Here is a 22,040-nt window from a genome sequence, read left to right on the forward strand (position 1 = left end):
GCAAGCGCCATTTCAACCGAAAAGCCGTGCCTACGCTCCTCGCAGCCTAACTGGTTGTTCAACAGGCGTCTACCAGCTTCGCTGATAGACGCCTGTTAACGCGGGCGTTAGACATCATTGGGTAATGAGATGAAACGATTCAAAGATTTCTTGAGGGAAAAACGGGATGAGAGGGAGAAAAAGCTCTGTGAGCTTTTTCTTGCGCTCGAACACCACACGTATAAGAACATACCAAACACTCGGAATTCGTTGCGTGTTGATTCACAGAACACAAATACATTGACCCAGCGACATGCACACGTATATGCCAAGCCAAATGGTGGCGGGAAGCAACTTTACTCCGTGAACTTAGACGGTTCAGGGCACGATGGATCATCTGGTGCCGTCATTCCCGCAAACCATGCTGAGTACTTGCGTGGACTTGGGTTCACAATTCCAGACAACCTTACTCTGGAAAGCTTAGATATTGACTCCCTTAGCCCAGAACTCTACGAAATCTGCATTCTCGACGATGATGTCTAACCCGTCATTCCAGCGGACCGCCTTCGGCGGCCGCTGAATTCCAACGTTATTACATTTCTAAATCAAACTTGATTTTGCCGGCTACTTCTTTCCGTATTATTTATACTATCTGCGGCTCGCCTTCGCATCATGTTTGATTTTGAAGTGGAATTAGATGCCAAGGCCGAATATGAACGAGAATCAAGAGTTACAAAAGCTATTTGAAGGTGTTGTGCCTGAGAGACTAGATGAGGTTCTAGATCTAGTGGAAACACATTCAGCCAAATTCCGAAGAATTGGCGATAAAGTAGGGTTTAATCTTGATGCCGGCGCTTTTGGTGCTATTCAGTTTACACAACGATCTTTAGAGCAATTGTGGCTCTTTGGTTTTTCCGGGCTTTATGCGCTGCACTGTTATTCTGCAGTAGCAGTCTTGGCAAAGTGCTATGGCTTAAAATTTGATCTTGATGAAATTGATGGGCTCCCAGATCAGAAGGAAGAGAATGAGCGGTTTTCAAAGATCATCGAGATTATTGGAGAGCTAAGTGGTGTTGCAAGTGAGCATGACTTCACTTGGCCTCAAGGAATTCCTAAGCCTGAAAATGGCAAGCCAAAAAATATTGAACAGGCAGCAGTATTCGATCTTATCCTCATGGCAACCGCATATGTGTTTCTTCACGAACTGAAACATGTGATTTTTGAATCGGAGGGTAATGCCCCATCAAACCCATTAGAGGAAGAAATGAAATGTGATACTTTCGCCTCTGAAATGATGTTATCCCAAATTGATAAATATTCCATTTTGAGCGGATATCCAGAAGATAAAGTCCGCATGAAGCGATCTATGGGTATAGCACTTGGAAACGCATTTTTAGCTGTTGCTACACCTAAAGATAAGATTGCCGGTACAGACACTCATCCTCCGGTATATGAGCGCTGGTCAGCAACTCTTGGGGGTATTACTTTGGAGGAGAATGACTTCTACTGGCTATATTTTGCCTCACTTGCCATTGCGCTCTTAAAGTATAAAGAGATTAATTTCCCCTCAGTGCCTGTAACTAGCTATAGGCAGCTTGCAATATCAGCAATTGATGCATTAGAAAGTAGCATCTAACAAATAGTGTACTTGGGAAAATTACTCACTACACTCCTAATTTTCCGGTGAACAAGGCGTTATCTTCGTTAAAACTGAGTTTTGTACTGTCTCACTATCTGGTTTGGGTCAAACTGCGACGGCTATACCCGGCAAAAATCAGCCAGTTTCAGTCATTGGACTTGTATTTTCCACAATCGCTTGATATTTTGCAGGGACGAAAATAAAACCCAAGCGTCAACATAAAGTTTAGGAATCTATAGATCAAATTAAATGCAAATCAATTTAGAAAATTCAAGTTTTGGCTGAGTTTCGCGTTACTCAATCCAGCTTACAGTCCTCGACAAAAAATGTAAATTTACAAATATATAATCAATAACTAATAACAAACATATTAATAATAAACATGGCGGAATTACACGTAAGTAAAAAAAGTATTAGTAAGCTATTCAGCGAAATGCAAGATAGAAAATTTATTATTCCTGATTTTCAACGCCCTTACAAATGGGATGTTGAGAAATGTGAAACGCTGTGGAACGATGTTGAAAACTTCACTGTAACTGATGCAAAGACAAATTCAGACTATTTTTTGGGCACTATTGTTTCTTACATCAATAAAGAAAAAAACTTAGAAATTATAGATGGGCAGCAACGTGTCACATCCTTTTTTTTATTGTTAAGGGCCTTTTATAGAAAATTGGAAAATATGATTGAGGATGAAGATGTAGTAGGGCTTAAAAATCAGATAGCACCTTGTATTTGGGATATTAATCCTATTTCTCAAAAAGTATCAGAGAAAACAAAAATTCATATTGAATCATTAGTAGCCACAGAAGAAGACAATGATACTTTTCATAAAATTCTTGAAACAGGGTCAACTATAGACTCTGCTACTGATAATTATTCTATTAACTATCGCTTCTTTAAAAAGCAATGTGATGAATATGCAGAAACCAACCCAATGCAGTGGAAACGACTGTGTATCACAATTCTTCAGAAATGTATTATTTTGCCTATCGAGTGTGACACAACAGAAACTGCATTAACAATTTTTTCAACTCTTAATGACAGAGGCTTGCCATTAGCTGACTCCGATATTTTTAAAGCTCAAATTTATCGTTATCTTGAAACAGAACACAAGCGTCAGGAGTTTACAAATACTTGGAAAGACCTTACACAAATTTGTAAAGATGCCAAAATTTCTATAGATGATGTGTTTAGATATTACACTCACATATTGAGAGCAAGAAACAATGATAAATCAAAAGAAGTTGGATTACGTAAATTTTATGCTGAAAACAAATATAGCAGGCTTAAAGTTGAAAATCTTATCTCTGAAATTATGGAATTAGCTAATTTTTGGCGTTACATTAACGTAAATAAAGTACCAGAAGATGAGGTTAAATATGAGTTTTCCAAAGATACTCGAAAATATCTTCATTGCCTCACTTGCTATCCAAATGAATTTTGGAAATATGCTACAAGTGTATTTTTTCTAAAAAATAAAGATAGTGAAACATTTGATATTGATTTTTGCAAAATGCTTCAAAAATTAGTTGCTTTTCTATTTGCAAAATTCATAGAAGCACCATCAGTTAATGCTATAAAAGACGATATTTATACAAGCTGCATTTCATTACAAAACCAAAATCAGTTACAGTTTAAAATCACACTCAATGAAGAACTATTAAACCAACAAATTGATAGTCATTCATCATCCAAATTATCAAGAGCACTTTTGCTATTATATGCGTACCTGCATCCTAATCAATCAGAGCTTATTCCTGATACCTTTGATATAGAACATATCTTCCCAAAAAAATGGCAAGATACAAATTATAATGGGTGGAATATAAGCGATGCGGCTTTATATCTTGATCGTTTTGGAAATAAAATTGTTTTTGAAAAGAAGCTAAATATTCAAGCTGGCAATGGATATTTTGGAATTAAAAAGCAAAAATACAGCTCATCTAAAATTGCTTGTGTATTGGATTTAAGTAAGTATCATAAAAATGATTGGGTAAAAGATGATATCGAATTGAAAGAAGCTAATTTTAAGTCTAATCTCATTAGTTTTTTTAAAGATCAACTAAGCTAATTACCAATAAAACCCATACACCGAGATGGGCATATGTTTTTCGTGCTATTCAGCGGAGTTGGAGTTAGGGCTCTAAAAAAGGACAGAAAAAATACTACTCACTTTAAATGTCTACTAGGGGCCGACTTCAATCAATTAATGTCAGATTTCCGATAAGCTGGCCTCATAATATGGGGTAGCCAGTACAATCAAGATCTCCAGAGCTGTATATCATTCCATTTATAAGGATGATATACATTTATTAAACTTGACAAAACGTAACAATTTTATTGCCAGTAATGATAAAAGCATAGAAAATATATCGATACTTTATATTTACTTGCAAGGCCGCTGAAGGCGGTTTGAGTGCTGGGAGGAGTCACGTGGAATTATTCTGCTTTGCATCGAAGAACTTGACGAACATTTGGGCCGGGATCGGCGCTCAGATGTGGGCAGTCAATGAAACTTCATCGAAAGACATGAAGGGAAGAATTACAAAATCAAAACGCATGAAGGTTGGGGCGGCTGGGCTTCTCTATTGCAACGAAATTCATTCCTTTACTACGCCTTTCTTGGTCTACTTAGAGCCAGATCCCGATAGTGAGGTGACGGACATCTGGCCCGAGAAGTGGCGGCTTCCATTCAAGATTCATCCTTTAGGCACTCCAGCACGTCGAGTCCATTCTAATGAGGCTAAATCTCAGTGGCCCCTGCTGAAAGATATTGGTCCAGGTGGTGTTTCCGCAGCAATGAACATCACTGGAACTACTGTCTTTGTTCCTATTGAGGTATCTACAGATGATTGGTCACTTATCCTGTCCTCGCTGGCAACGCCTAACCCTTCTATAATGTCAGATTTAATGCAGGCTAATTATTGAAGCTTCCAGATCAAGTTTGAGCTATTACTTTATTAATGATTATAAATAGCTATTAATTGCATACCCACAAGCCTTTAGCTCTTTAGCGACCGCATTCTTCCAAGCGCCGTACTGATCTAGAGATACGTACACAACACCGCTGATATCATTTGGTGTTTCAATGTCACCTTTTACCAACGAGCATACGTTTTTCCTGCCTAGCTTCGCCATAAGATAGCCGTGCTCAAAGACTACATTTTGACGTGCTCTATTTTTTGGAGGAATTTTCGATTCATGAACTCCACGTCCATGATCACAAGCCGTATAGAGCACAAGGGCAAAATCTGCGTCATTTGAATAGTGTGCTCTATTTTTTCAATTATAGTCATGCCAGCGCTAGCTTGTTCGTGCAAAATAATTGCTTCTAAACCGAGTTTTTCGATAAAGCGGCTGGCCTCTTGCTTTGCCTCATTATCACGCCCATGTACGATAAATACCTTTCGCTTATTTCTTGCGACAACCTGAGGTTGACTCTGAGCCATATTTGGGAATGTGTTGGTCGGCAAAGGTTGCTGAATAGGTTGTCCGAACTCAAGAGCATCAAGGATTGGAGTGAACTCTTCAGATATAAAGGTTCTTCGCTCGGCATAGGTTCCGAACTTTTGCTTGATGAACCCCCAGAATGTATCGAGATTAGGATGTTGTTTTAACCACTGCGGTAGAAGAGACGAAATATTTGAATTGCTTAATAACTCGTTGCGCAATGTTTCAAATTCCCGCGAATCAGCGGCTAACCCCGTTGCTCTCGAAGTCAATAGGTTTACCAAATAGCTTACCTTATCGAAATCATTCTCCAAGAATTTAATGCTCAAATTTTAAGTCCTTTCCTATTTATAGTGTTCGTTTGAGAGCCTAATGTAAAGCTAACTGGGCGTGGCCAAGCACAGTTTATGCATTACGCAATTGTAATATGATATATGTTTTTAGAATATATCTAACGATGCAGCAAAAATTAATAACGTTTGATTGACACATTATTATATGAAAAATATAGTTAACATACTTTATATTACGTTCTATTGATATGGGTGTTAATATGCAAACAAGCGAGTTATTGCAGGCAATTAAAGGCGAGTTCCCAGACTTAACCCCTAAAACGCTTAGGGATTGGGTTAAGGAAGGATTCTTGACCACCCCAACCCGTGTTGGGCTGGGGTTCAAAGATGGGGTAAATAACGAATGGGCACCCGATAGCGTTGATAGAATCCGCATAATGAAGAGCGTTACTACCAAGCGTATCGATAAGGTGCGTGCTAGGCGTGCATTGCTGGCTTCTGGGTTCTTTATTGGGGTCGCTGGTTTGCGTGTTGAGTTGTTAGATGTGATCGATTCTATACACAACACCCACAATAACCCCAAACGATTTGTAAAAGATTCTCAGTTTATCGCTTCTAGGAAACCTTCGGTGTTGTTCAATGAAAATGTTAGAAACCTGATACAAACATGCTTAGTTTCTCCAAGGCCGGTCTTCGACAAGTATTTCGAATTGCTTAGTAAGCATATCGCTGTATCAGAACAACCTCGAAGCCCATTACAGGATTTGTTAGAGCTATTCTCTATTTATCAATTTGAGCGAGACCTTGCGGCGGCTTCTGATGATACGCTGCAATCAGCATTTGAAGATAGTGCAAGCGTGTTTGATGCGGTATCCCCTATCCTAGGGGGCTTATGCAGTATCAATGGATACTCACCGATAAACAAAAACCGCACTATTGCTGAATTTATAAATTTCAATGTGTCGCCAAATCTAAAAATAGACCGCCATGAGTTTGACTTCATAGTTAGATTGTTGTGCGTGGCTGGATGTTTAACTGTGGTTACACACCGGGCAAGAATCATTGAATTGCTTCCTAAAGTTTTAGTGTATGTGGGAGCGCATATGGGTATTGAACAGACTACACAGTCTAAAACGGATAGTATTGAATTTACACAGGCCCTTTTTAATCATGAGTAAACGGCAGTTTAAAGAACCATTAGATTGCAGACCAAAACGATTTACACGTGAAGATGGTGGAGAATCGGTTCAGCATTTCTTGCCCATGAGGGAATTGCGAGCATCTTCAAACTACTGGTTAAAGCGTTTAAGAACATCCACGGTGATAACGCTTACAGGTATCAGCCCATCTGTTAGCGTGGATAACGATAGTTTAGTTATAAAGCAGGGTGCAACCTTGGCGGATATGGCACCCCCTACCACTAGATATCCGAGAGGGGTACATAGGCTTGCATGGGTGGTGATTGATTCACCCAATGGGTTTGTAACCATTGATGCGTTACACTGGCTAGAATCGCAGCGTATAGGGTTAATGATGTGTTCCGGTGGCAATACCTCGGTATTGTTGCAGCATGTGGATAAACCAATTGTTTCATTACGTCGGGCGCAATACTCGGGTAATGTGGTAGTCATTGCACGTTGGGTGTTGCGTGGCAAGCTGGCGGCATGTTTAGACGCGTTCCCGGATTTACCAAACGCGCAGGAATTACACGAGTTACTTCATGGGGATACCCTGAGTCAGCTTGTCAGCGTCAATGATCTCAGATTAGTTGAAGGACGGATTGCTGGTGCATACTGGAAACACCACACTTTTACTTTAAACCATTATGCAAAATTTCCACCTTGGTGGAGTGAATTTGACCGCCGTAGTAGTGGAATCGGTAACACTGGAAACAGACACGCCACACACCCGGTTAACGCTATTCTGAATTACGCTTATACAGTAGTAGCTGGGATAGTTAAGAGACATTGTGCATTGTTGGGATTAGATACTGCTGTTGGGAGCCTGCATGCTGATAATGATCGGCGTGATTCCTTAGTGTGGGATTTGTTGGAATTGATACGTGCAGATATCGATAAATTACTTCTAACTTGGATGAAGTCAGTTAAGTGGAGGCGTACCGATTTTTTAACGTCTGAGCGTGGTGTTGTCAGCTTGGATACCAATTTGCGGCGAGTGGTCGTGGAAAAGGTGAGTACGTTGCAATCGTCAGTAGAGCGGATAGTTAAAGATTACACGCTGTTTTTATTACGTTTGTAATTCATCGTTTCGTAATATGGCACATCGTATAAATTCAACAATGATGTATAACCAGCCATAAAAAAGGCTAGTGTTTTGATTTTCATCATGTTGTAGTTGTGTAAAGCTGATACATGCGTGACAGTTGATACAGATTGTTACCGTCATCTTGTGGGCGTGTCCAGCTACGTGGTGTCGTTCTAAGGGGGCGGTTTGCTCACAGATAACGCAGAACGCCTTATTTGTTCTGGGTGAGGTGCAATTACGACATTTTACCCGACCATTCACCAGCTTTTTACGCAGGGCGGCAGAGCGACTTTCGCCACAATCGCACGTTGCATATTCTAGCGGGTGGCCTGATGTTTGATAATAACGGTATATGCCAGCAACACCCATTTATATCACTCTCCAAGCGCTAATTCCCTTCAATGTCGGCATATAGGCTCTATCCTTCATTGCTAGACACACCAAAGCATGCTGGCTGTTACGTGCCAGTGCATCAAGAATAATGGCGGTCTTGTCTGTGGTGATTGAGTATGCGTACCGGGTAAGAATGTTGTTTAACTCGCAGGGTATGTCACAGGTGAGGATCACTTGCTTCTCGTTCATGGTCTGGTTTCTGGTGCGTTGATCATAAATTGACTATATCAACCCGGGTTTGCAGAAAATGACCTTATAGCGTGCGATTGAATCTATTCAGCAAATATTTTTATGTTGTATGTAAGTAATTGATCCAATGTTGGATAGCCTTTGATGGGTGGCCGGTGTGGAGCGAGCTGGCTAGAATCGGTTATTAGACGCTGGGCAATAGTAAGGGGCTGGGTAGAGAAATTTTTTTTGCTAGGTGGAGAGGTGCGAGGCAGAGAGAAAAGTTGTGCTATGTTTGGAGGATGGACATATACCTAGTATAGGTATATTGAATAGTTCTGGGAGTGGTTGACTATTTCTTGGGTGTGCATATACCTAACAGGGGTATATTGGGCAGTTTTGAAGGGCTTGGCTAATTTCTAAGTAGTTTGTGTGGGTAAGTTATTGTTTTATCGTATAATGTGACAAATTGTTCGGTGATTTTGCCTTTCGACTATACTCCCCCCCGCAGAATAAAAGACTTCCGCCGCATCGCCATCCGCTTCTTCCACTTCGCCACCGTCTTCGGATTAATCCCGTGACACTCCGCCAGAACGTTCAGGCTCTCTTGACTATGTTTATCGCTCGACAGGTCGCCTCTGTCGTACGGGCGCTTCCATGCAGTATCTGTCCCATAATTCCTCCTTCAGTAGCTGGTTGTATATTACAACATCATACTGCGGGGCTAAACAACTAGGCTGTAGTAACCATAATTAGGTTAGTGATTGCAATACTCACAGTACTCATTTAGCTTTTAGGAAAAAGAGAACACATTACTTGAGCTAGAGTGATGAAACGTACCCTTCCTGGTCGATATCCTTAAATCAACTCTCCATTAGGGTATCCAGACACTCTTTATCTCCTATCTAGCACAAGCTATTGAAAAACTTTCTACGTTGCCGCTGCGGTATTAAAAGCAGTCTCAAAATGCTCATTTATCAGGTATACACTCCGCTTTCTTCGCCTGTTTTTGCCTATTACTGACTACCTTGAATACGTTTTTCAACGGCCTGCTAGGTCAATTTAACCTAAAAACCGCAGTTGGACGGGGTGAAGCGTGTGGTGGTCCAGATGCGAGGCAAGGCGCGATGAGGCCGCAGGGCCGTTCCCTGCAACGAAGAGCAACGCCGCATTCGTGCCTGGAGCGACACATGATGCTCCTCGTAGCGGCCTCACCATTCTGGTGAATGAGAAAATTCCAGGAATGCCTCTATATGTCATGGACTTAACTCTCCAATCAAGCGGTCAACTGCGGTTTTTAGGTTTAAGTATGACTTCCTGATAGAATCGCTTTATTATCTTTCTTTGATCATTCCATCTTCTAACTCCACCACCCGATCGGCAATATCCAGAATACGATAATCATGCGTCACCAGCAGAATTGTGGTCTGCGACTCCTTGGCTAATCGCTCAAGAATCGTGACAGCCTCATGACCACTTTGCTTATCCAGAGAGGCCGTTGGTTCATCGGCCAGAACGATTTTAGGTTGCCCCACTAGAGCCCTTGCAATGGAAATACGCTGACACTGCCCCGCAGAGAGCTGATCTGGTTTGTAATTGAGTCGGTCACCCAGCCCCACAGCTTTCAGCATTTCTGCTGCGCGATCAAGTCTCTGCTGCTCAGTCATCCTATCTTGCATCTCTAAAGTCATGCTGACATTTTGCAACGCAGTAAGCGATTTAAGCAGATTATGCTGCTGAAAAATATAACCGATCTGTTGACGAACAGTAACTTTAACCTGCTCGCTACTGTTAATTAATTGCTGATCGAGCACCATCACACTGCCGTGAAGAGCCTGGCGCAGCCCACCGATAATGGTTAAGAATGTGGTTTTACCTGAACCGGAAGGACCTGTCATCAACACGATCTCGCCTTTATGAATTGAAATCGTGACATTTTTCAGAACAGGCTGCGTGAGCGCGCCGCTGCCGAAATTGAAATTCAGGTTATTGACATCGATGACGAGAGACATCAGAACATATCGGCTGGATTGGCAGCTTTCAACTTATGTATTGCCAGAAATCCTGCTGTCATGCACATGGAAAGAATAAACAGAAATACAGTCATGGCCTTGCTGAAAGTCATCGGCATTGGCATGAATATTTGTGATTCAGCCAGGTGATATAGGCCGAGAGAAAAAAGATAGCCAGGAATAAAACCCAAAATTGCCAGAAAGAAGGCAGACGCAAATACCACGCGAATAAAATAACTATGTTCATAGCCCATGGCTTTTAGCGTTGCGAACTCATGACGATGATTGGTAATATCAGTAAACAAAATCTGATATACGATTACCAGGCCCACCACCAGTCCCATCACCGTGCCAAAGCCAAAAATGAATCCAATGGGCGCTATATTTGCCCAGTAATCTTTTTCATATTGCAGTAACTCATCGTAAGTAAAAATATTGACGAACTCATTAAGCTGACTGCTAAGCTCGGCTTGTACCTGTTTTATCGATGCGTCAGGATGAAGCCTGATGACACCCAAATCGATAGCGTCGAGATTTCTGTCCGGAAAGATACGCATAAAATTCAGATCACTCGTGATTATATTGCCATCAGCAGCAAATGATACGCCCAACCGAAAAAGTCCGATGACGGTGATTTTATAATCCTTAATTTCTGTCACATTCCGGCCTGCTTCCAACAATTGGCGAACTGGTCCAAATTCGGGGCGGGAATATTCGTCAAACAGCACCGTATCCTTGAGCCGCAATGCAGTTCGCATATTTATAATATCTTCGATATCAAAGATTACGGAATCCGGATCAAAGCCGTAAACCATCAACGTTCTTTTAGTCCGGGTTTCGATGTTCTTGAAAGGAGCTAGCCCTAGATAAAGTGGATAAACCTCGGCAACTGCTGGGTTCCCCAACGTACGCATAAGCTCACTGCGAGTGAAGTGGACTGGACGCCACATCGCTTCACTTTGCTTATGTATCAGAAACAAATCGCCATTCAACTTTACCGGTGCAGAAGCAGCGCTAGCATAAAGCGCGTCCCTGAATCCCTGTTGCATAAACACCAGCACACAGGCGAATAACACCCCACACGTAGCTGCAACCAATTTGGTACGATCAAAGATCAATTGCCGCCAGGCTAAACGGGCAGGGAAATAAATCCAGGCAACGAGATTCATCGTGCAATTCGAACCCAAACCTGCCGGAAAATCTGATGCTGTAACTCAGCAATTGCTTCGGGTTCGAGTGTCAGGCGCACTTCAATGATGCGATTATCCCGGTCTGCCAGTGGATCCGTGTCATTTAAATCGTTCTTTCTGACGAGAAAACCCAATTCTCTGACCTGGGCGTGATAACTCCGCTTGAAACCAGAAGCATTGATGCAGCCTTTTTGTCCTACTTGGACACGAAGCAGATCTGTTTCATAGACTTCTGCAACGACATCGAGCTGGGTTAAATCCGCCATTTCCAACAACCCATTATCTCCGATTCGTTCAGTAGGCCAGGTATGAATCTTTAAAATAATGCCGGAAATGGGGGCATAAATAAGCGTATTTTCAAGTTCTGCTTCAGAGACTTTTTGTTCGGCTTGAGCATTGGCTATTTCGGCCGTCAAGCGTTTAAGATTAGCTTCGGATTGCTCAAATGCCAAACGTTTGGCATCAGCAAGAGAGACGCTGGCAGCAGATTCTTGCTCAAGCGATTGATAACGCAGATGTTCCTTCTTATTGAAAGTCAACGCGACCTGCTCGACGATCCGTTGTGCTTCCAGCGACTTGACGCGTGCACTGGCTGCTTCCACTTCAGCCTTTTTCTTACTATGATCCGAAAGCACCGCTAGCTTGTCACCCGACTTAACCCGATCTGCTTCCTGAAAAAAAAGCTGCTCTACTCTGGCACCTTCCGGACCGGCATTATGGGAAACCTTGATCACGCGGGAGCGGGGCTCGATGCGGCCTAAAGCACCAATTCCTGGATTGTTATTACCAAGCAAACATTGCATCTCGGCCAATACGCTGGAGCTCGCGAGAATAAAAGCAACGATGATAAAAAAACAATTACTTACTTTCTGGAACATGAATCATTATGCGATATTGGGTTAAAGAGGCTAAAGGAGATACAGATAGGAAAATCAGAGAATTTAGATGGGTTATCTGACTATCTCCTACTCTTAAATGATACCCGACACCATAGACGACGCTGCTATCTCACCCAGATGGTTTTGATGTTCACGAATTCACGAATGCCATGACAGGATAACTCCCGTCCAAACCCAGACTCTTTTATACCGCCAATCGGTAAACGCGGATCACTTTTAACGATGCCATTGACGAAAACGCTGCCAGCCTGGATTTGGCGAGTGATAAACTCACCTCGTGCCACATCACGTGTCCATACGCTTCCACCCAGGCCAAATGGCGATTCATTAGCCAAGCGAATGGCTTCTTCAGTATTTTTAACCCGTACCATTACCGCTACCGGGCCAAACAATTCTTCATCAAAAGCAGGCATGCCAGGACATACCTGATCCAGGATAGTTGGTGCGTAATAAACGCCTTGGGTACCGACAAATTCTCCGCCAGTCACGAGGGTAGCGCCCATGGCAAGGCTACGCTCAACTTGCGCATGCAGAACATCCCGTAAATCGGTACGCGCCATCGGCGCAAGAGTAGTCGTTTCTATCTTGGGATCACCGCTGCGTAATTCATTTATCAATATTTTAAAGCGTTGTACGAATGAATCCGCAATGGCATCCACGAGAATAAAGCGTTTGGCGGCAATACAACTTTGCCCCATATTCTGGAAACGAGCAGTAACCGCTTGTGCTACCGTAAATTCAAGATCGGCATCATCGAGTACGATAAAGGGATCCGACCCACCTAGTTCCAGTACACATTTTTTCAAATGCTGACCTGCAATGGCAGCAACTTTGCGTCCGGCAGCATTGCTACCGGTCAAGGTTACAGCAACAATGCGTTTATCGGTAATGACTGTTTCAACCTGGCTTGCCGTGATCATCAATGTGCGAAAAGTATTGGCAGGAAATCCTGCTTCGCGAAATGCCTCTTCCAGCGCAAGCGCACAACGGGGCACATTGGAAGCATGTTTCAGTACCACGGTATTGCCCGCCATCATCGCAGGGGCAGCAGCACGTATCAATTGCCAGAAAGGAAAATTCCACGGCATGATGCACAATAAAGTACCCAAGGGCTGGTAAACGACAAGGCTGCGGCTGGCATCAGACGCAATAATTTCATCAGCCAGATAAGTTCCAGCATGCTCTGCGAAATGGTCACAACCCAGTGCGCATTTGTCGATCTCGGCTCTGGCTTCTTTCAGTAATTTTCCCATTTCTTCACTGATCAGATTAGCGTAGTCATCGCGACGCTGACGAAAAACCTGTGCCAGCTTACGCATATAAACAGATCGCTGCTCAATGCTAAGCAAGGCCCAGCCTTCCTGCGCTGATTCAACCTCACTCAAAACGGTGTCAATGGTATCGGCCTGCCAAACGGGAAAGGATTGTATCGTTTGCCCTGTAACGGGATTGATTGAAAGCATGGACATTGTGTTAGCACCCTTTAAAAATGAATTTCATTTATCATTATCAGATAATACTTCTGCGCTGAGCATAATAATTTCAATTTAACCTAGATTCCTCAATTGGACATGAGGAATCTAGTGTTTAATTGCATTAATTCATTACAAGCTTTCTGAGGTTTATATCTATAAAAAACAACTGGTTAACTAAGATAATAAAATAACTTATTTTTGCAATTAAACACTAGGTTTAATTGATGATCCCCTGACGTAATTTCTGATACACAAAAACAATCTTGTTAGACCCCTTGCCAGCTCTGTTGGATAGCACGATCGTATGGGTCGATCGCTCTTTTACCCCACCTCCCTGCTCATTCTATTTTTCTTCAACTAATCCTCAAGCAGAGGGTGAGCTTGAGAGTTTCCTGCTACCAAAGAATAAATTATCCTAAAAGCAGTTTTTAGGATTATGTATGCAATTGCATTATTGCTTGGCTATTTGTTATCCCTTAGCATCCTTTTGTAACAAAAGCGAATTAAGCTGGATTTTTTCCGCACCAGCTATCTGCCTGAATAGCACTTTGCTAATGAGTTTCAATTTTCAAAGGAAAAAATACTAAACGACTCAATCATAACAACTAGCCTTAAAGTTGAAGGAGGGACCAAATGCAAGACTCGGAATCCGCTGCCGTTATTGGTCTATTTGCCCTACTCGTACTGGTCGCACTACTCTGTTTGTTGAGTCTATCACGCTGGCTTGGTGGCTATCGGCCGCAGTGGGATAAGGAACAACCTTTTGAGTGCGGTGTCCCTCCTACCGGCGATGCACGTCCTCAGATTCCAGTGCGCTTCTATGTGATCGCCGTATCCTTCCTGATATTCGATATTGAAGCAATGTTTCTGTTTGTCTGGGCAGCAGCCTATTGGGAATTGGGCCTGCCAGGTGTAATTGGTGCCATTGTTTTTATATTGATTCTGTTGCTTGGCTTGGCCTATGAATGGTGCAAAGGAGGGTTGTCATGGAGTCCAGACAAAACAACCAGGGACCTCTAACAGCCGTTTTCGGCAAACTAGAAGATGCGGTGTCTTGGGGGCGTAAGTATTCACTCTGGCCATTCAATTTTGGCCTCTCCTGCTGCTTCGTCGAAATGATGGCGACGTTCACGCCGCGCTATGATATCGCTCGCTTTGGTGCCGAAATCATGCGTGGCTCACCGCGTCAGGCGGATCTGTTGATCATCTCGGGAACCGTATTCATTAAAATGGCGCCGATGATTCTGCGTCTCTACCACCAGATGCTCGAACCCAAGTGGGTTATTTCCATGGGGTCCTGCGCCAATTCAGGTGGTATGTACGATATCTACAGCGTTGTGCAAGGGATAGACCAGATCCTGCCGGTGGATGTCTACGTGCCCGGCTGCCCGCCGCGGCCTGAGGCGCTGTTGCAGGGACTAGTATTATTGCAAGAGTCAGTAGGCAAAGAGCGTCGACCACTCGGTCACAGAGTAGAGGGATAGCAGATGGCAGATAGAGACAGACAGCGAGCGCTCACCACCCAATTGCAGACACAGTTCAACGCTATTCCTAGCGAACTGCCTCACGACAGAATCAACACCCTGTTGATCCCAGCTGAACGTCTCACCGAAACGCTAACCTTCCTTAAACACAAGGCAGAGCCCCGTTTTGAGATGCTCTTCGACCTGTCCGCCATTGACGAGACGGAGCGAGATGGTGGATTGACCGTGTTTTATCAGTTGCTATCCCTCTCCGGCAATGCCGACCTGCGCCTCAAGGTGAGTTTGTCTGCAGAAGCGCCGGTATTACCCAGCGTCTGCACCGTATGGTCAGCTGCCAATTGGTATGAACGCGAGCTTTATGACATGTTCGGCATCCACATAGACGGTCATCCCGATCTGAGGCGTATCCTGATGCCCGAATACTGGGAAGGTCATCCTTTGCGCAAAACACATCCCAATCGTGCCACCGAGATGCCACCCTACCAACTGCCCGAAGCTCGCTATCGCAGTATCATGGAAAGTTACCGTGCCGAGGATTATCACGAACCGGGGATGAGTAATGAAGAAATGATCCTCAACATCGGCCCCACACACCCCGGTACCCACGGTCTATTGCGTTTGGTAGTGCGGTTGCTGGGTGAGGAGATACGCGATGTGAAGCCAGATATCGGTTTTCATCATCGCGGCGCGGAGAAAATGGCCGAACGTCAAACTTACCATAGCTACATCCCTTACACCGACCGCATCGATTATCTGGCTGGTGTTCAAAACGAACTACCCTATGTGCTTGCAGTGGAACAGCTCGCCGGAATTACCGTGCCGCCACGTGCTCAGGTGATCCGGGTGATGCTCTGCGAACTTTGCCGTGTTGCCAGTCATCTGGTCTGGGTGGCCAGCTATGCGCATGACACGGGGGCGTTAGCGCCACCTTTCTATGCCTTCCGTGAGCGTGAATACCTGTACGATGTGATGGAACTCATCACGGGTGGGCGCATGCATCCAAGCTTTTTCCGCATCGGCGGCGTGGCCTTGGATCTGCCTGAGGGATGGCACGAGGCGGTGCAAGGTTTCTTGAAGCGCATGCCGGCTGCTATCGATGAATACCAGGCACTGCTCCCGAACAACCCCATATTGCGTGGCCGCACCCGTGGTATCGGGGTATTGTCCATAGCAGAAGCTATCGACTGGGGAGTGAGCGGACCCAATCTACGGGCTTGCGGCCTGGAATGGGATCTGCGCAAAAGACGTCCTTACAGCGGCTACGAGCACTACGACTTCGAGATTCCTACCGCTACCGAGGGCGATGCCCTGGCCCGCACCGAGGTGCGCCTGGAAGAAATGCGCCAGAGTCTCCGCATCGTCGAGCAGGCCATGCAGAACATGCCGGCCGGGCCGGTCCTCTCCGCAGAGGCGCGCTATGCCTTTCCACGTAAGGAGGCAACGCTGCAAGACATCGAAACCCTGATCCACCATTTCATCGCAGTGAGCCGGGGTATGCGTTTCCCAGCCGGGGAAAGCCTCTTTGTAACCGAGGCGCCTAAGGGAATGAACGGCTACTTTGTCGTCAGCGACGGTTCGGAAAATCCCTACCGCCTGCGTATCCGCACCCCATCTTTTCCCCATATCCAGGCTCTGGCGTTACTTGCCCGCGGCCACCTCTTGGCGGATCTGATTCCCATCCTCGGCTCCCTCGACTACGTCTTGGCGGATATAGACAGATAGGAGGAAATATGAACGACAAGCTAAACCGGCAAGTACTGCAAAAACATCTGGCCCAACTCCCCGTCACTCATCCAGAACGTCGTGCGGCGATCCTGCCTATGATGCAGGCCTTACAGATCGAACACGGTTACCTCGATGATGCAGCAGTTGAAGAAGTCGCCCATTTCACCGGTCTATCGACTACCGAGGTTGAGGAATTAGCTACTTTCTATAGCCTGATCTATCGTCGTCCGGTTGGCCGGCATGTCCTTCGGGTCTGCGACAGTGTCTGTTGCAGTCTACGTGGAGCGGATCAGTTGCTGGTAGCTGCCGAAAAATACAGTGGCGTGCCATTGGGAAAAGTCACTCCGGATGGAGCCTTTAGCGTCTTGCCCAGCATTTGTCTGGGGCTGTGCGACCAAGCGCCCGCAGCGCTTGTTGACGGTGAGGCAGTGGGACCATTGGACGAAGCTGCTCTGCAAGCACTGCTGCAACGCCTACAAGTGGAGGGCTAAGCGTATGGAAGCCGTGCTGACCCGCCACCTCGATCTCAACGCTCCCTTGGGTTTGCAGGCTTACCAAGCCGTCGGTGGTTACCGTAGCCTGGATGCCGCCTTTGATCGCAAACCCGAGGAAATCATTGAGATTGTAGAAGCGGCCAATCTACGCGGGCGCGGTGGGGCAGGTTTTCCCTGCGGTCTGAAGTGGCGCCTGCGGGGTGCAGACGCGCCGCATCCCCGTTATCTGCTTTGTAATCTGGATGAATCTGAGCCTGGCACTTTCAAGGATCGCTATCTGCTCTATGGCGGTCCTCACCAGATCATCGAAGCGGCCATCGTCTCCGCCTATGCGCTGCAGGCTGAACAGGTTGTGATTTTTGTCCGGGGCGAGTATGCCAAGGGTGGCAATGGCTTGAAGCGCGCCATCGAAGAGGCTGAGAAGGCAGGACTGGTGGGATCCAATATCAGGGGCAGCGGTTTCAGTCTAAAGATCAAGGTACACCTCAGTTCCGGACGCTACATCTGCGGCGAAGAAACAGCCATGACTAATGCCATTGAGGGGCGACGCCCCAATCCGCGCCCCAAAATACCACGGCAAAGCGTCAAGGGCCTATGGGATCAACCCACCACCAGCAATAACGTCGAGACTCTGGTCAATGTGCCGCATATCCTGCTAAATGGCGCCAACTGGTTTCGTGATGTGGGGGTCAATGGCGGTTGCGGACCCAAATTATTCTGTGTTAGTGGCATGGTGCAACGCCCTGGCCTGTTCGAACTCCCCTGCGGCACTCCGGCACGAGAATTGATTTTCGAACATGCTGGCGGCCTTGCCGAAGGACGCACTCTGCTCGGCTTCATACCCGGTGGGGCTTCGACGGCCTTCCTGCTGCCCGAACACCTCGATGTTCCGATGGATTTCGATCCCGTCGCCAAAGCAGGTTCACGGCTCGGCACTGGCAGCATCATCGTCCTCGATGACACCACCTGTCCGGTGCAGGCCACGCTGAACCTGACGCGCTTCTTCGCTCGTGAATCCTGTGGCTTCTGTACTCCCTGCCGTGATGGTATGCCCTATCTGGCGCAAATCCTGACAGCTATCGCCGCCGGAGAAGGTCAGGCAGAAGACTTAATCTTGCTGGAGGAACTGTGCGGTATCATCGCCTCACACTCCTTCTGCGCCTTCGCACCCGGGGGAGTGGAACCACTCGTCAGCAGCCTGCAATGCTTTCGCGAGCATTATGAAAACCATATCGCCACAGGTCGCTGCCCGTTTGATGCAACCAATAAGAGCGGAGCTTAATCATGGGGACGATCCGTATCGACGGCTGTGAAATCCCTTTTAAGGAGGGCGACAACGTCCTCAAGGCCGCGTTAGCGGTTGGTATAGAGATTCCCTATTTCTGTTACCACGCTGCCCTTGGCAGTCTTGGCGCCTGTAGGCTATGCGCCGTAGAGATTACGCCAAAGGATCCTACCAAAGCTCCTCAGGTGGTGATGGCCTGTCTTGAACCAGCCAGAGACGGACTTGAGGTTTCCGTCTCAGCGTTAGCCGCACGACAAGTTCGCCAAGGGGTAATCGAATTTTTGATGATCAATCACCCTCATGACTGCCCGGTCTGCGACGAGGGTGGAGAGTGTCACCTGCAGGATATGACTGTTGCCTGCGGTCCTCCCTATCGCCGCTATCGCGGCCGTAAGCGCACTTTCACCAATCAGGATCTCGGTCCGTTGGTTCATCATGAGATGAACCGCTGCATCACCTGCTATCGCTGCACCCGCTTTTACCAGGAGTATGCCCTCGGTGATGATCTCGGGGCGATGCGCCTGCGCAATGAGGTCTATTTCGGGCGCTTTCAGGACGGTCCGTTAGCAAGTCCCTTCGCCGGCAACCTAGTCGAGGTCTGTCCTACCGGCGTCTTCACCGATGCTGTGTTCCGACAGCATTTTGCGCGGGTCTGGGATCTGAAGACAGCCCCTTCCGTCTGTCCTCACTGTAGCGTCGGCTGCAACACCCTGCCCGGAGCACGGGACGGCACCTTACGTCGGGTACGCAATCGCTTTCATGCCGAACTCAACCGCTGGTTCATCTGTGACCGCGGCCGTTACGGTCATCAGTACAGCGAACACCCTGCTCGACCGCTGACCCCCCGCGTAGAGGACGTAAAGGTAAGCTATCGTCAGGCGCTCACCGCCGCTGCGGAACAAATCAAAGCTGCCAGGGATAAAATAGGTGGTCTCGGCTCAGTACGGGAAGACTTGGAAGGCAATGCCATGTTACGAGCCTTGCTGTATGACCTGAGTGGAGTCTTCGCTACCTTCAGCGATCCCCAGCTCGAGGTAGCAACGGCTACCGCCGTCGCCCAGCTCCAAAACACCACTAGAGCGCCGTCCCTGGCCGAAATGGAGCAGGCTGACGCAGCACTGATCGTCGGTGACCTTACCGCGCATGCGCCAATGATCGATCTGGCCTTACGTCAGGCTTACCGGAACGGTGCCAAGCTGGCCCTGCTGCATAGTGGACCTACCCCATTAGTTCGCTTCGCGGCCACGACACTGACAATCTCACCACACGAAATAGGCGCGCATCTTTTGCGTTTGAATGAACGGGTAGCTGCCCCCTCTGCTGCTCACAATAAGCAGGAGAAAGAACTAACGGATATTGCAACATACCTGACGGCGGCCCATCAACCGCTGTTGGTAGGCGTAATCGAGACCATGGTCGCGCCAGAGATTGTCGTCCTGGCACAACTGGCCACTGCGTTGGGACCTCGTGCTAGACTTGCCTATGCTTTGCCAGGGGCCAACGCTTACGGAGCGGCGTTGCTTACCCCGGCAAGTAGCACTACTGCGATGTTAGAGGCGATCGAGTCGGGTCAGATCCAAACTCTGATCGTGGCAGGCAATGATCCCCTCGGCGATGCCCGCTTAGGTGCTCGCTGGCGTGTGGCATGCCAACGCCTCAGCACCCTTATCGTGCTCGATTGTGTCGCTACCGCCACTGCCGAGGCAGCAGATATCTTGCTACCAGTAGCGGCGTGGGCGGAGCGTAGCGGTACCTTTGTCAATTACGAAGGCCGCGCCCAAGGCTTCGCCTCTGTCTTCCAACGTTCAGAACCTCTGCTCAGTACAGCAGAAGTCATCGCAGATTTGGCGCAGTGCCTTGCGCTCGCCTTGCCGGATGCCGCGGTAGTGCTGAGTGATGCTTTCCCTGGCTACCAGGCGCCCGTCCCCGGCACACTGGGGTCACCTCTAGCTGCGCTTCCCCTACCTGTGCAGATCGATACAACCATCCGCCTGGCTTGGAGACTCCATCCCGGACGCTGGCAGGCCGCACTGGCCAGCTGGTATGGTGATGAGCCTCTTGCCGGATTCGCTCCGGCTTTATTGAAGCTAGCTCCGGCAGCCGCGGCGCTTATCAATCCAGCAACAGCCTTGAGTGAAGGGATCGCGGAGGGAGAACGGGTCAGACTGCAGGGTCCAGTCGAAACCATGGTGCTACCTGTTCAGCTTGATAACAACGTGGCTGCCGGCACGATTGCCCTCGCCCGAGTGGTGCTTGCTCAATTAGGGGTCGGCCATGGTGATCCACTCGAACTGGAGAAGGTATCATGAACGTCGCCCAATGGCTGCTCACCCTTGCAAGCCTGGGATTGGTGCTGCTGGGGCTGGTGCTTGTCGCAGCCTTTATGATCTATGGTGAGCGCCGTATTCTTGCGCTGCTGCAGGATCGCCTCGGCCCCAACCGTGCCGGTCCCTTCGGTCTGCTGCAACCTATTGCCGATATCCTGAAACTGATAAGCAAGGAAACCTTCGTACCCCCTTTTGCCGATCGCATGGTCTATACCATCGCCCCGATCATCGTCCCGCTGACCGTGTTGCTCAGTTTTATCGTAGTACCGGTAAGCGAGGATTGGTGGTTGGCCGATCTCAACATCGCTTTGCTCTATGTGTTGGCGCTCTCCTCGCTGCGGGTTTACGGCCTCATACTCGGCGGCTGGTCCTCTAACAGTAAATACCCGCTGCTCGGTGGCCTACGCTCCGCTGCGCAGATGATCAGTTACGAGTTACCGATGGGACTCGCGCTGGTGGGAGTGGTGATGTTGAGCGGTTCCTTCAGCCTGAAAGAGATCGTCGCCGCCCAGACGCTGCCCTTTATCGTGCTTCAACCGTTGGGATTTATCATTTTTCTGGTGTGCGGCATCGCCGAAACCAACCGCCTGCCCTTTGATCTTCCTGAGGCGGAAAACGAGCTCGCCGCGGGTTACAACACTGAATACGGCGGTATCCAATTCGCCTTCTTCTATCTCGGTGAATACTTAGGGATACTCCTCATCGCGACACTGGTAACGCTGCTGTTTCTGGGTGGTTGGCATGGACCCTGGCTGCCTGGTGTAGTCTGGTTTTCCCTTAAGACGCTGGCACTGATATTCCTATTCTTTTGGTTGCGGACTAGCCTGCCACGGCTGCGCTATGACCAGCTGATGGATTTCGGCTGGAAAGTAATGCTGCCAGCCTCCTTGATTAACCTGCTGATGACCGCTGGGCTAGGATTGTTCTGGATGGAAAATTAAACTTTGGAAGATTAACAC

At 47.2% G+C, this 22,040-nt stretch carries 21 protein-coding genes and 1 pseudogene; 13 read left to right on the top strand and 9 right to left on the bottom strand.

Features of this window, described 5'->3' with window-relative positions; all coding sequences use genetic code 11:
- Positions 1–129: 129 nt before the first annotated feature.
- The 4 genes from R2Q26_RS05745 (at position 130) to R2Q26_RS05760 (ending at position 4,549) form a co-directional block, all read left to right on the top strand.
- A complete protein-coding gene (locus tag R2Q26_RS05745; RefSeq protein ID WP_317535401.1) occupies positions 130–522 on the top strand; it encodes a hypothetical protein in 393 nt (130 codons plus the stop codon).
- A gap of 169 nt (positions 523–691) precedes the next feature.
- Positions 692–1,615 (top strand): phage exclusion protein Lit family protein, encoded by a 924-nt coding sequence (locus R2Q26_RS05750; RefSeq protein ID WP_317535402.1) that lies wholly within the window; start codon positions 692–694, stop codon positions 1,613–1,615.
- A 385-nt stretch (positions 1,616–2,000) separates the two neighbouring features.
- Positions 2,001–3,692 carry a DUF262 domain-containing HNH endonuclease family protein gene (locus R2Q26_RS05755; RefSeq protein WP_317535403.1) on the top strand — a complete coding sequence of 564 codons (1,692 nt, stop codon included), beginning with the start codon at positions 2,001–2,003 and terminating at the stop codon, positions 3,690–3,692.
- 362 nt (positions 3,693–4,054) lie between these two features.
- Positions 4,055–4,549: a hypothetical protein gene (locus tag R2Q26_RS05760; protein WP_317535404.1), complete on the top strand. Its 495-nt coding sequence runs from the start codon at positions 4,055–4,057 to the stop codon at positions 4,547–4,549.
- Between the two features lie 39 nt (positions 4,550–4,588).
- On the opposite strand, the gene R2Q26_RS15495 is transcribed toward R2Q26_RS05760, so the two are convergent.
- Entirely contained in the window at positions 4,589–4,861 is a 273-nt protein-coding gene (locus tag R2Q26_RS15495; protein WP_411182323.1) for a TIR domain-containing protein, read from the bottom strand.
- Positions 4,780–5,385: a TIR domain-containing protein gene (locus R2Q26_RS05765; protein WP_317535405.1), complete on the bottom strand. Its 606-nt coding sequence runs from the start codon at positions 5,383–5,385 to the stop codon at positions 4,780–4,782. The genes R2Q26_RS15495 and R2Q26_RS05765 overlap by 82 nt, the downstream gene beginning before the upstream one ends.
- A gap of 239 nt (positions 5,386–5,624) precedes the next feature.
- Here R2Q26_RS05765 and R2Q26_RS05770 point away from each other — a divergent pair, with 239 nt between their 5' ends.
- Together R2Q26_RS05770 and cas1 are read left to right on the top strand one after the other, a co-directional pair.
- Positions 5,625–6,542 (top strand): hypothetical protein, encoded by a 918-nt coding sequence (locus tag R2Q26_RS05770; protein ID WP_317535406.1) that lies wholly within the window; start codon positions 5,625–5,627, stop codon positions 6,540–6,542.
- Complete coding sequence (gene cas1 / locus R2Q26_RS05775; RefSeq protein ID WP_317535407.1) at positions 6,535–7,623, top strand: CRISPR-associated endonuclease Cas1; 1,089 nt, start codon at positions 6,535–6,537, stop codon at positions 7,621–7,623. Before R2Q26_RS05770 ends, cas1 begins: the two co-directional genes overlap by 8 nt.
- Before the next feature lie 375 nt (positions 7,624–7,998).
- Here cas1 and R2Q26_RS05780 read toward each other — a convergent pair whose 3' ends face one another.
- The 7 genes and pseudogenes from R2Q26_RS05780 to R2Q26_RS05810 all read right to left on the bottom strand — a co-directional run bounded on the left by R2Q26_RS05780 (position 7,999) and on the right by R2Q26_RS05810 (position 13,760).
- A complete protein-coding gene (locus R2Q26_RS05780) occupies positions 7,999–8,211 on the bottom strand; it encodes a hypothetical protein (protein ID WP_317535408.1) in 213 nt (70 codons plus the stop codon).
- A 517-nt stretch (positions 8,212–8,728) separates the two neighbouring features.
- Positions 8,729–8,865, bottom strand: a pseudogene (locus R2Q26_RS05785) (IS481 family transposase); the annotation flags it as partial.
- A gap of 387 nt (positions 8,866–9,252) precedes the next feature.
- Positions 9,253–9,450: a hypothetical protein gene (locus tag R2Q26_RS05790; RefSeq protein ID WP_317535409.1), complete on the bottom strand. Its 198-nt coding sequence runs from the start codon at positions 9,448–9,450 to the stop codon at positions 9,253–9,255.
- A gap of 74 nt (positions 9,451–9,524) precedes the next feature.
- Entirely contained in the window at positions 9,525–10,202 is a 678-nt protein-coding gene (locus R2Q26_RS05795) for an ATP-binding cassette domain-containing protein (protein WP_317535410.1), read from the bottom strand.
- A complete protein-coding gene (gene devC / locus R2Q26_RS05800; protein ID WP_317535411.1) occupies positions 10,202–11,371 on the bottom strand; it encodes an ABC transporter permease DevC in 1,170 nt (389 codons plus the stop codon). Before devC ends, R2Q26_RS05795 begins: the two co-directional genes overlap by 1 nt.
- The gene (locus R2Q26_RS05805) at positions 11,368–12,270 is read right to left on the bottom strand and encodes an HlyD family efflux transporter periplasmic adaptor subunit (protein ID WP_317535412.1); all 903 of its coding nucleotides are present in this window, start codon (positions 12,268–12,270) and stop codon (positions 11,368–11,370) included. Before R2Q26_RS05805 ends, devC begins: the two co-directional genes overlap by 4 nt.
- A 125-nt stretch (positions 12,271–12,395) precedes the next feature.
- Positions 12,396–13,760, bottom strand: a complete 1,365-nt coding sequence (locus R2Q26_RS05810; protein WP_317535413.1) for an NAD-dependent succinate-semialdehyde dehydrogenase — start codon at positions 13,758–13,760, stop codon at positions 12,396–12,398.
- 639 nt (positions 13,761–14,399) lie between these two features.
- Between R2Q26_RS05810 and R2Q26_RS05815 the strand changes: the two genes are divergently transcribed.
- The 7 genes from R2Q26_RS05815 to nuoH are packed head-to-tail and all read left to right on the top strand — an operon-like array spanning position 14,400 to position 22,022.
- Positions 14,400–14,786: an NADH-quinone oxidoreductase subunit A gene (locus tag R2Q26_RS05815; protein WP_317535414.1), complete on the top strand. Its 387-nt coding sequence runs from the start codon at positions 14,400–14,402 to the stop codon at positions 14,784–14,786.
- Positions 14,732–15,250, top strand: coding sequence for an NADH-quinone oxidoreductase subunit B (locus R2Q26_RS05820; RefSeq protein ID WP_090571824.1), 519 nt, complete (start codon positions 14,732–14,734; stop codon positions 15,248–15,250). The genes R2Q26_RS05815 and R2Q26_RS05820 overlap by 55 nt, the downstream gene beginning before the upstream one ends.
- A 3-nt stretch (positions 15,251–15,253) precedes the next feature.
- The gene (gene nuoD, locus R2Q26_RS05825; RefSeq protein ID WP_317535415.1) at positions 15,254–16,972 is read left to right on the top strand and encodes an NADH dehydrogenase (quinone) subunit D; all 1,719 of its coding nucleotides are present in this window, start codon (positions 15,254–15,256) and stop codon (positions 16,970–16,972) included.
- Positions 16,973–16,980: 8 nt separating this feature from the next.
- Complete coding sequence (gene nuoE / locus R2Q26_RS05830) at positions 16,981–17,466, top strand: NADH-quinone oxidoreductase subunit NuoE (RefSeq protein ID WP_317535416.1); 486 nt, start codon at positions 16,981–16,983, stop codon at positions 17,464–17,466.
- 4 nt (positions 17,467–17,470) lie between these two features.
- The gene (locus tag R2Q26_RS05835; RefSeq protein WP_317535417.1) at positions 17,471–18,751 is read left to right on the top strand and encodes an NADH-quinone oxidoreductase subunit F; all 1,281 of its coding nucleotides are present in this window, start codon (positions 17,471–17,473) and stop codon (positions 18,749–18,751) included.
- Positions 18,752–18,753: 2 nt separating this feature from the next.
- Positions 18,754–21,063 carry an NADH-quinone oxidoreductase subunit NuoG gene (gene nuoG, locus R2Q26_RS05840; RefSeq protein WP_317535418.1) on the top strand — a complete coding sequence of 770 codons (2,310 nt, stop codon included), beginning with the start codon at positions 18,754–18,756 and terminating at the stop codon, positions 21,061–21,063.
- On the top strand, positions 21,060–22,022 hold the full coding sequence (nuoH, locus tag R2Q26_RS05845) for an NADH-quinone oxidoreductase subunit NuoH (protein WP_317535419.1): 963 nt from the start codon (positions 21,060–21,062) through the stop codon (positions 22,020–22,022). The genes nuoG and nuoH overlap by 4 nt, the downstream gene beginning before the upstream one ends.
- Positions 22,023–22,040 lie beyond the last annotated feature (18 nt).

The sequence above is a fragment of the Nitrosomonas sp. Is37 genome (genome assembly GCF_033063275.1).
GTDB lineage: Bacteria > Pseudomonadota > Gammaproteobacteria > Burkholderiales > Nitrosomonadaceae > Nitrosomonas.

Coding starts and splice junctions, on each gene's coding strand:
- R2Q26_RS05755 (WP_317535403.1), top strand. CDS start 2,001: ATGGCGGAATTACACGTAAGTAAAAAAAGTATTAGTAAGCTATTCAGC.
- nuoG (WP_317535418.1), top strand. CDS start 18,754: ATGGGGACGATCCGTATCGACGGCTGTGAAATCCCTTTTAAGGAGGGC.
- cas1 (WP_317535407.1), top strand. CDS start 6,535: ATGAGTAAACGGCAGTTTAAAGAACCATTAGATTGCAGACCAAAACGA.
- R2Q26_RS05770 (WP_317535406.1), top strand. CDS start 5,625: ATGCAAACAAGCGAGTTATTGCAGGCAATTAAAGGCGAGTTCCCAGAC.
- R2Q26_RS05805 (WP_317535412.1), bottom strand. CDS start 12,270: ATGTTCCAGAAAGTAAGTAATTGTTTTTTTATCATCGTTGCTTTTATT.
- R2Q26_RS05750 (WP_317535402.1), top strand. CDS start 692: ATGAACGAGAATCAAGAGTTACAAAAGCTATTTGAAGGTGTTGTGCCT.
- nuoD (WP_317535415.1), top strand. CDS start 15,254: ATGGCAGATAGAGACAGACAGCGAGCGCTCACCACCCAATTGCAGACA.
- R2Q26_RS05780 (WP_317535408.1), bottom strand. CDS start 8,211: ATGAACGAGAAGCAAGTGATCCTCACCTGTGACATACCCTGCGAGTTA.
- nuoH (WP_317535419.1), top strand. CDS start 21,060: ATGAACGTCGCCCAATGGCTGCTCACCCTTGCAAGCCTGGGATTGGTG.
- R2Q26_RS05815 (WP_317535414.1), top strand. CDS start 14,400: ATGCAAGACTCGGAATCCGCTGCCGTTATTGGTCTATTTGCCCTACTC.
- R2Q26_RS05810 (WP_317535413.1), bottom strand. CDS start 13,760: ATGTCCATGCTTTCAATCAATCCCGTTACAGGGCAAACGATACAATCC.
- nuoE (WP_317535416.1), top strand. CDS start 16,981: ATGAACGACAAGCTAAACCGGCAAGTACTGCAAAAACATCTGGCCCAA.
- R2Q26_RS05835 (WP_317535417.1), top strand. CDS start 17,471: ATGGAAGCCGTGCTGACCCGCCACCTCGATCTCAACGCTCCCTTGGGT.
- R2Q26_RS05745 (WP_317535401.1), top strand. CDS start 130: ATGAAACGATTCAAAGATTTCTTGAGGGAAAAACGGGATGAGAGGGAG.
- R2Q26_RS05795 (WP_317535410.1), bottom strand. CDS start 10,202: ATGTCTCTCGTCATCGATGTCAATAACCTGAATTTCAATTTCGGCAGC.
- R2Q26_RS05790 (WP_317535409.1), bottom strand. CDS start 9,450: ATGACATATAGAGGCATTCCTGGAATTTTCTCATTCACCAGAATGGTG.
- R2Q26_RS05820 (WP_090571824.1), top strand. CDS start 14,732: ATGGTGCAAAGGAGGGTTGTCATGGAGTCCAGACAAAACAACCAGGGA.
- devC (WP_317535411.1), bottom strand. CDS start 11,371: ATGAATCTCGTTGCCTGGATTTATTTCCCTGCCCGTTTAGCCTGGCGG.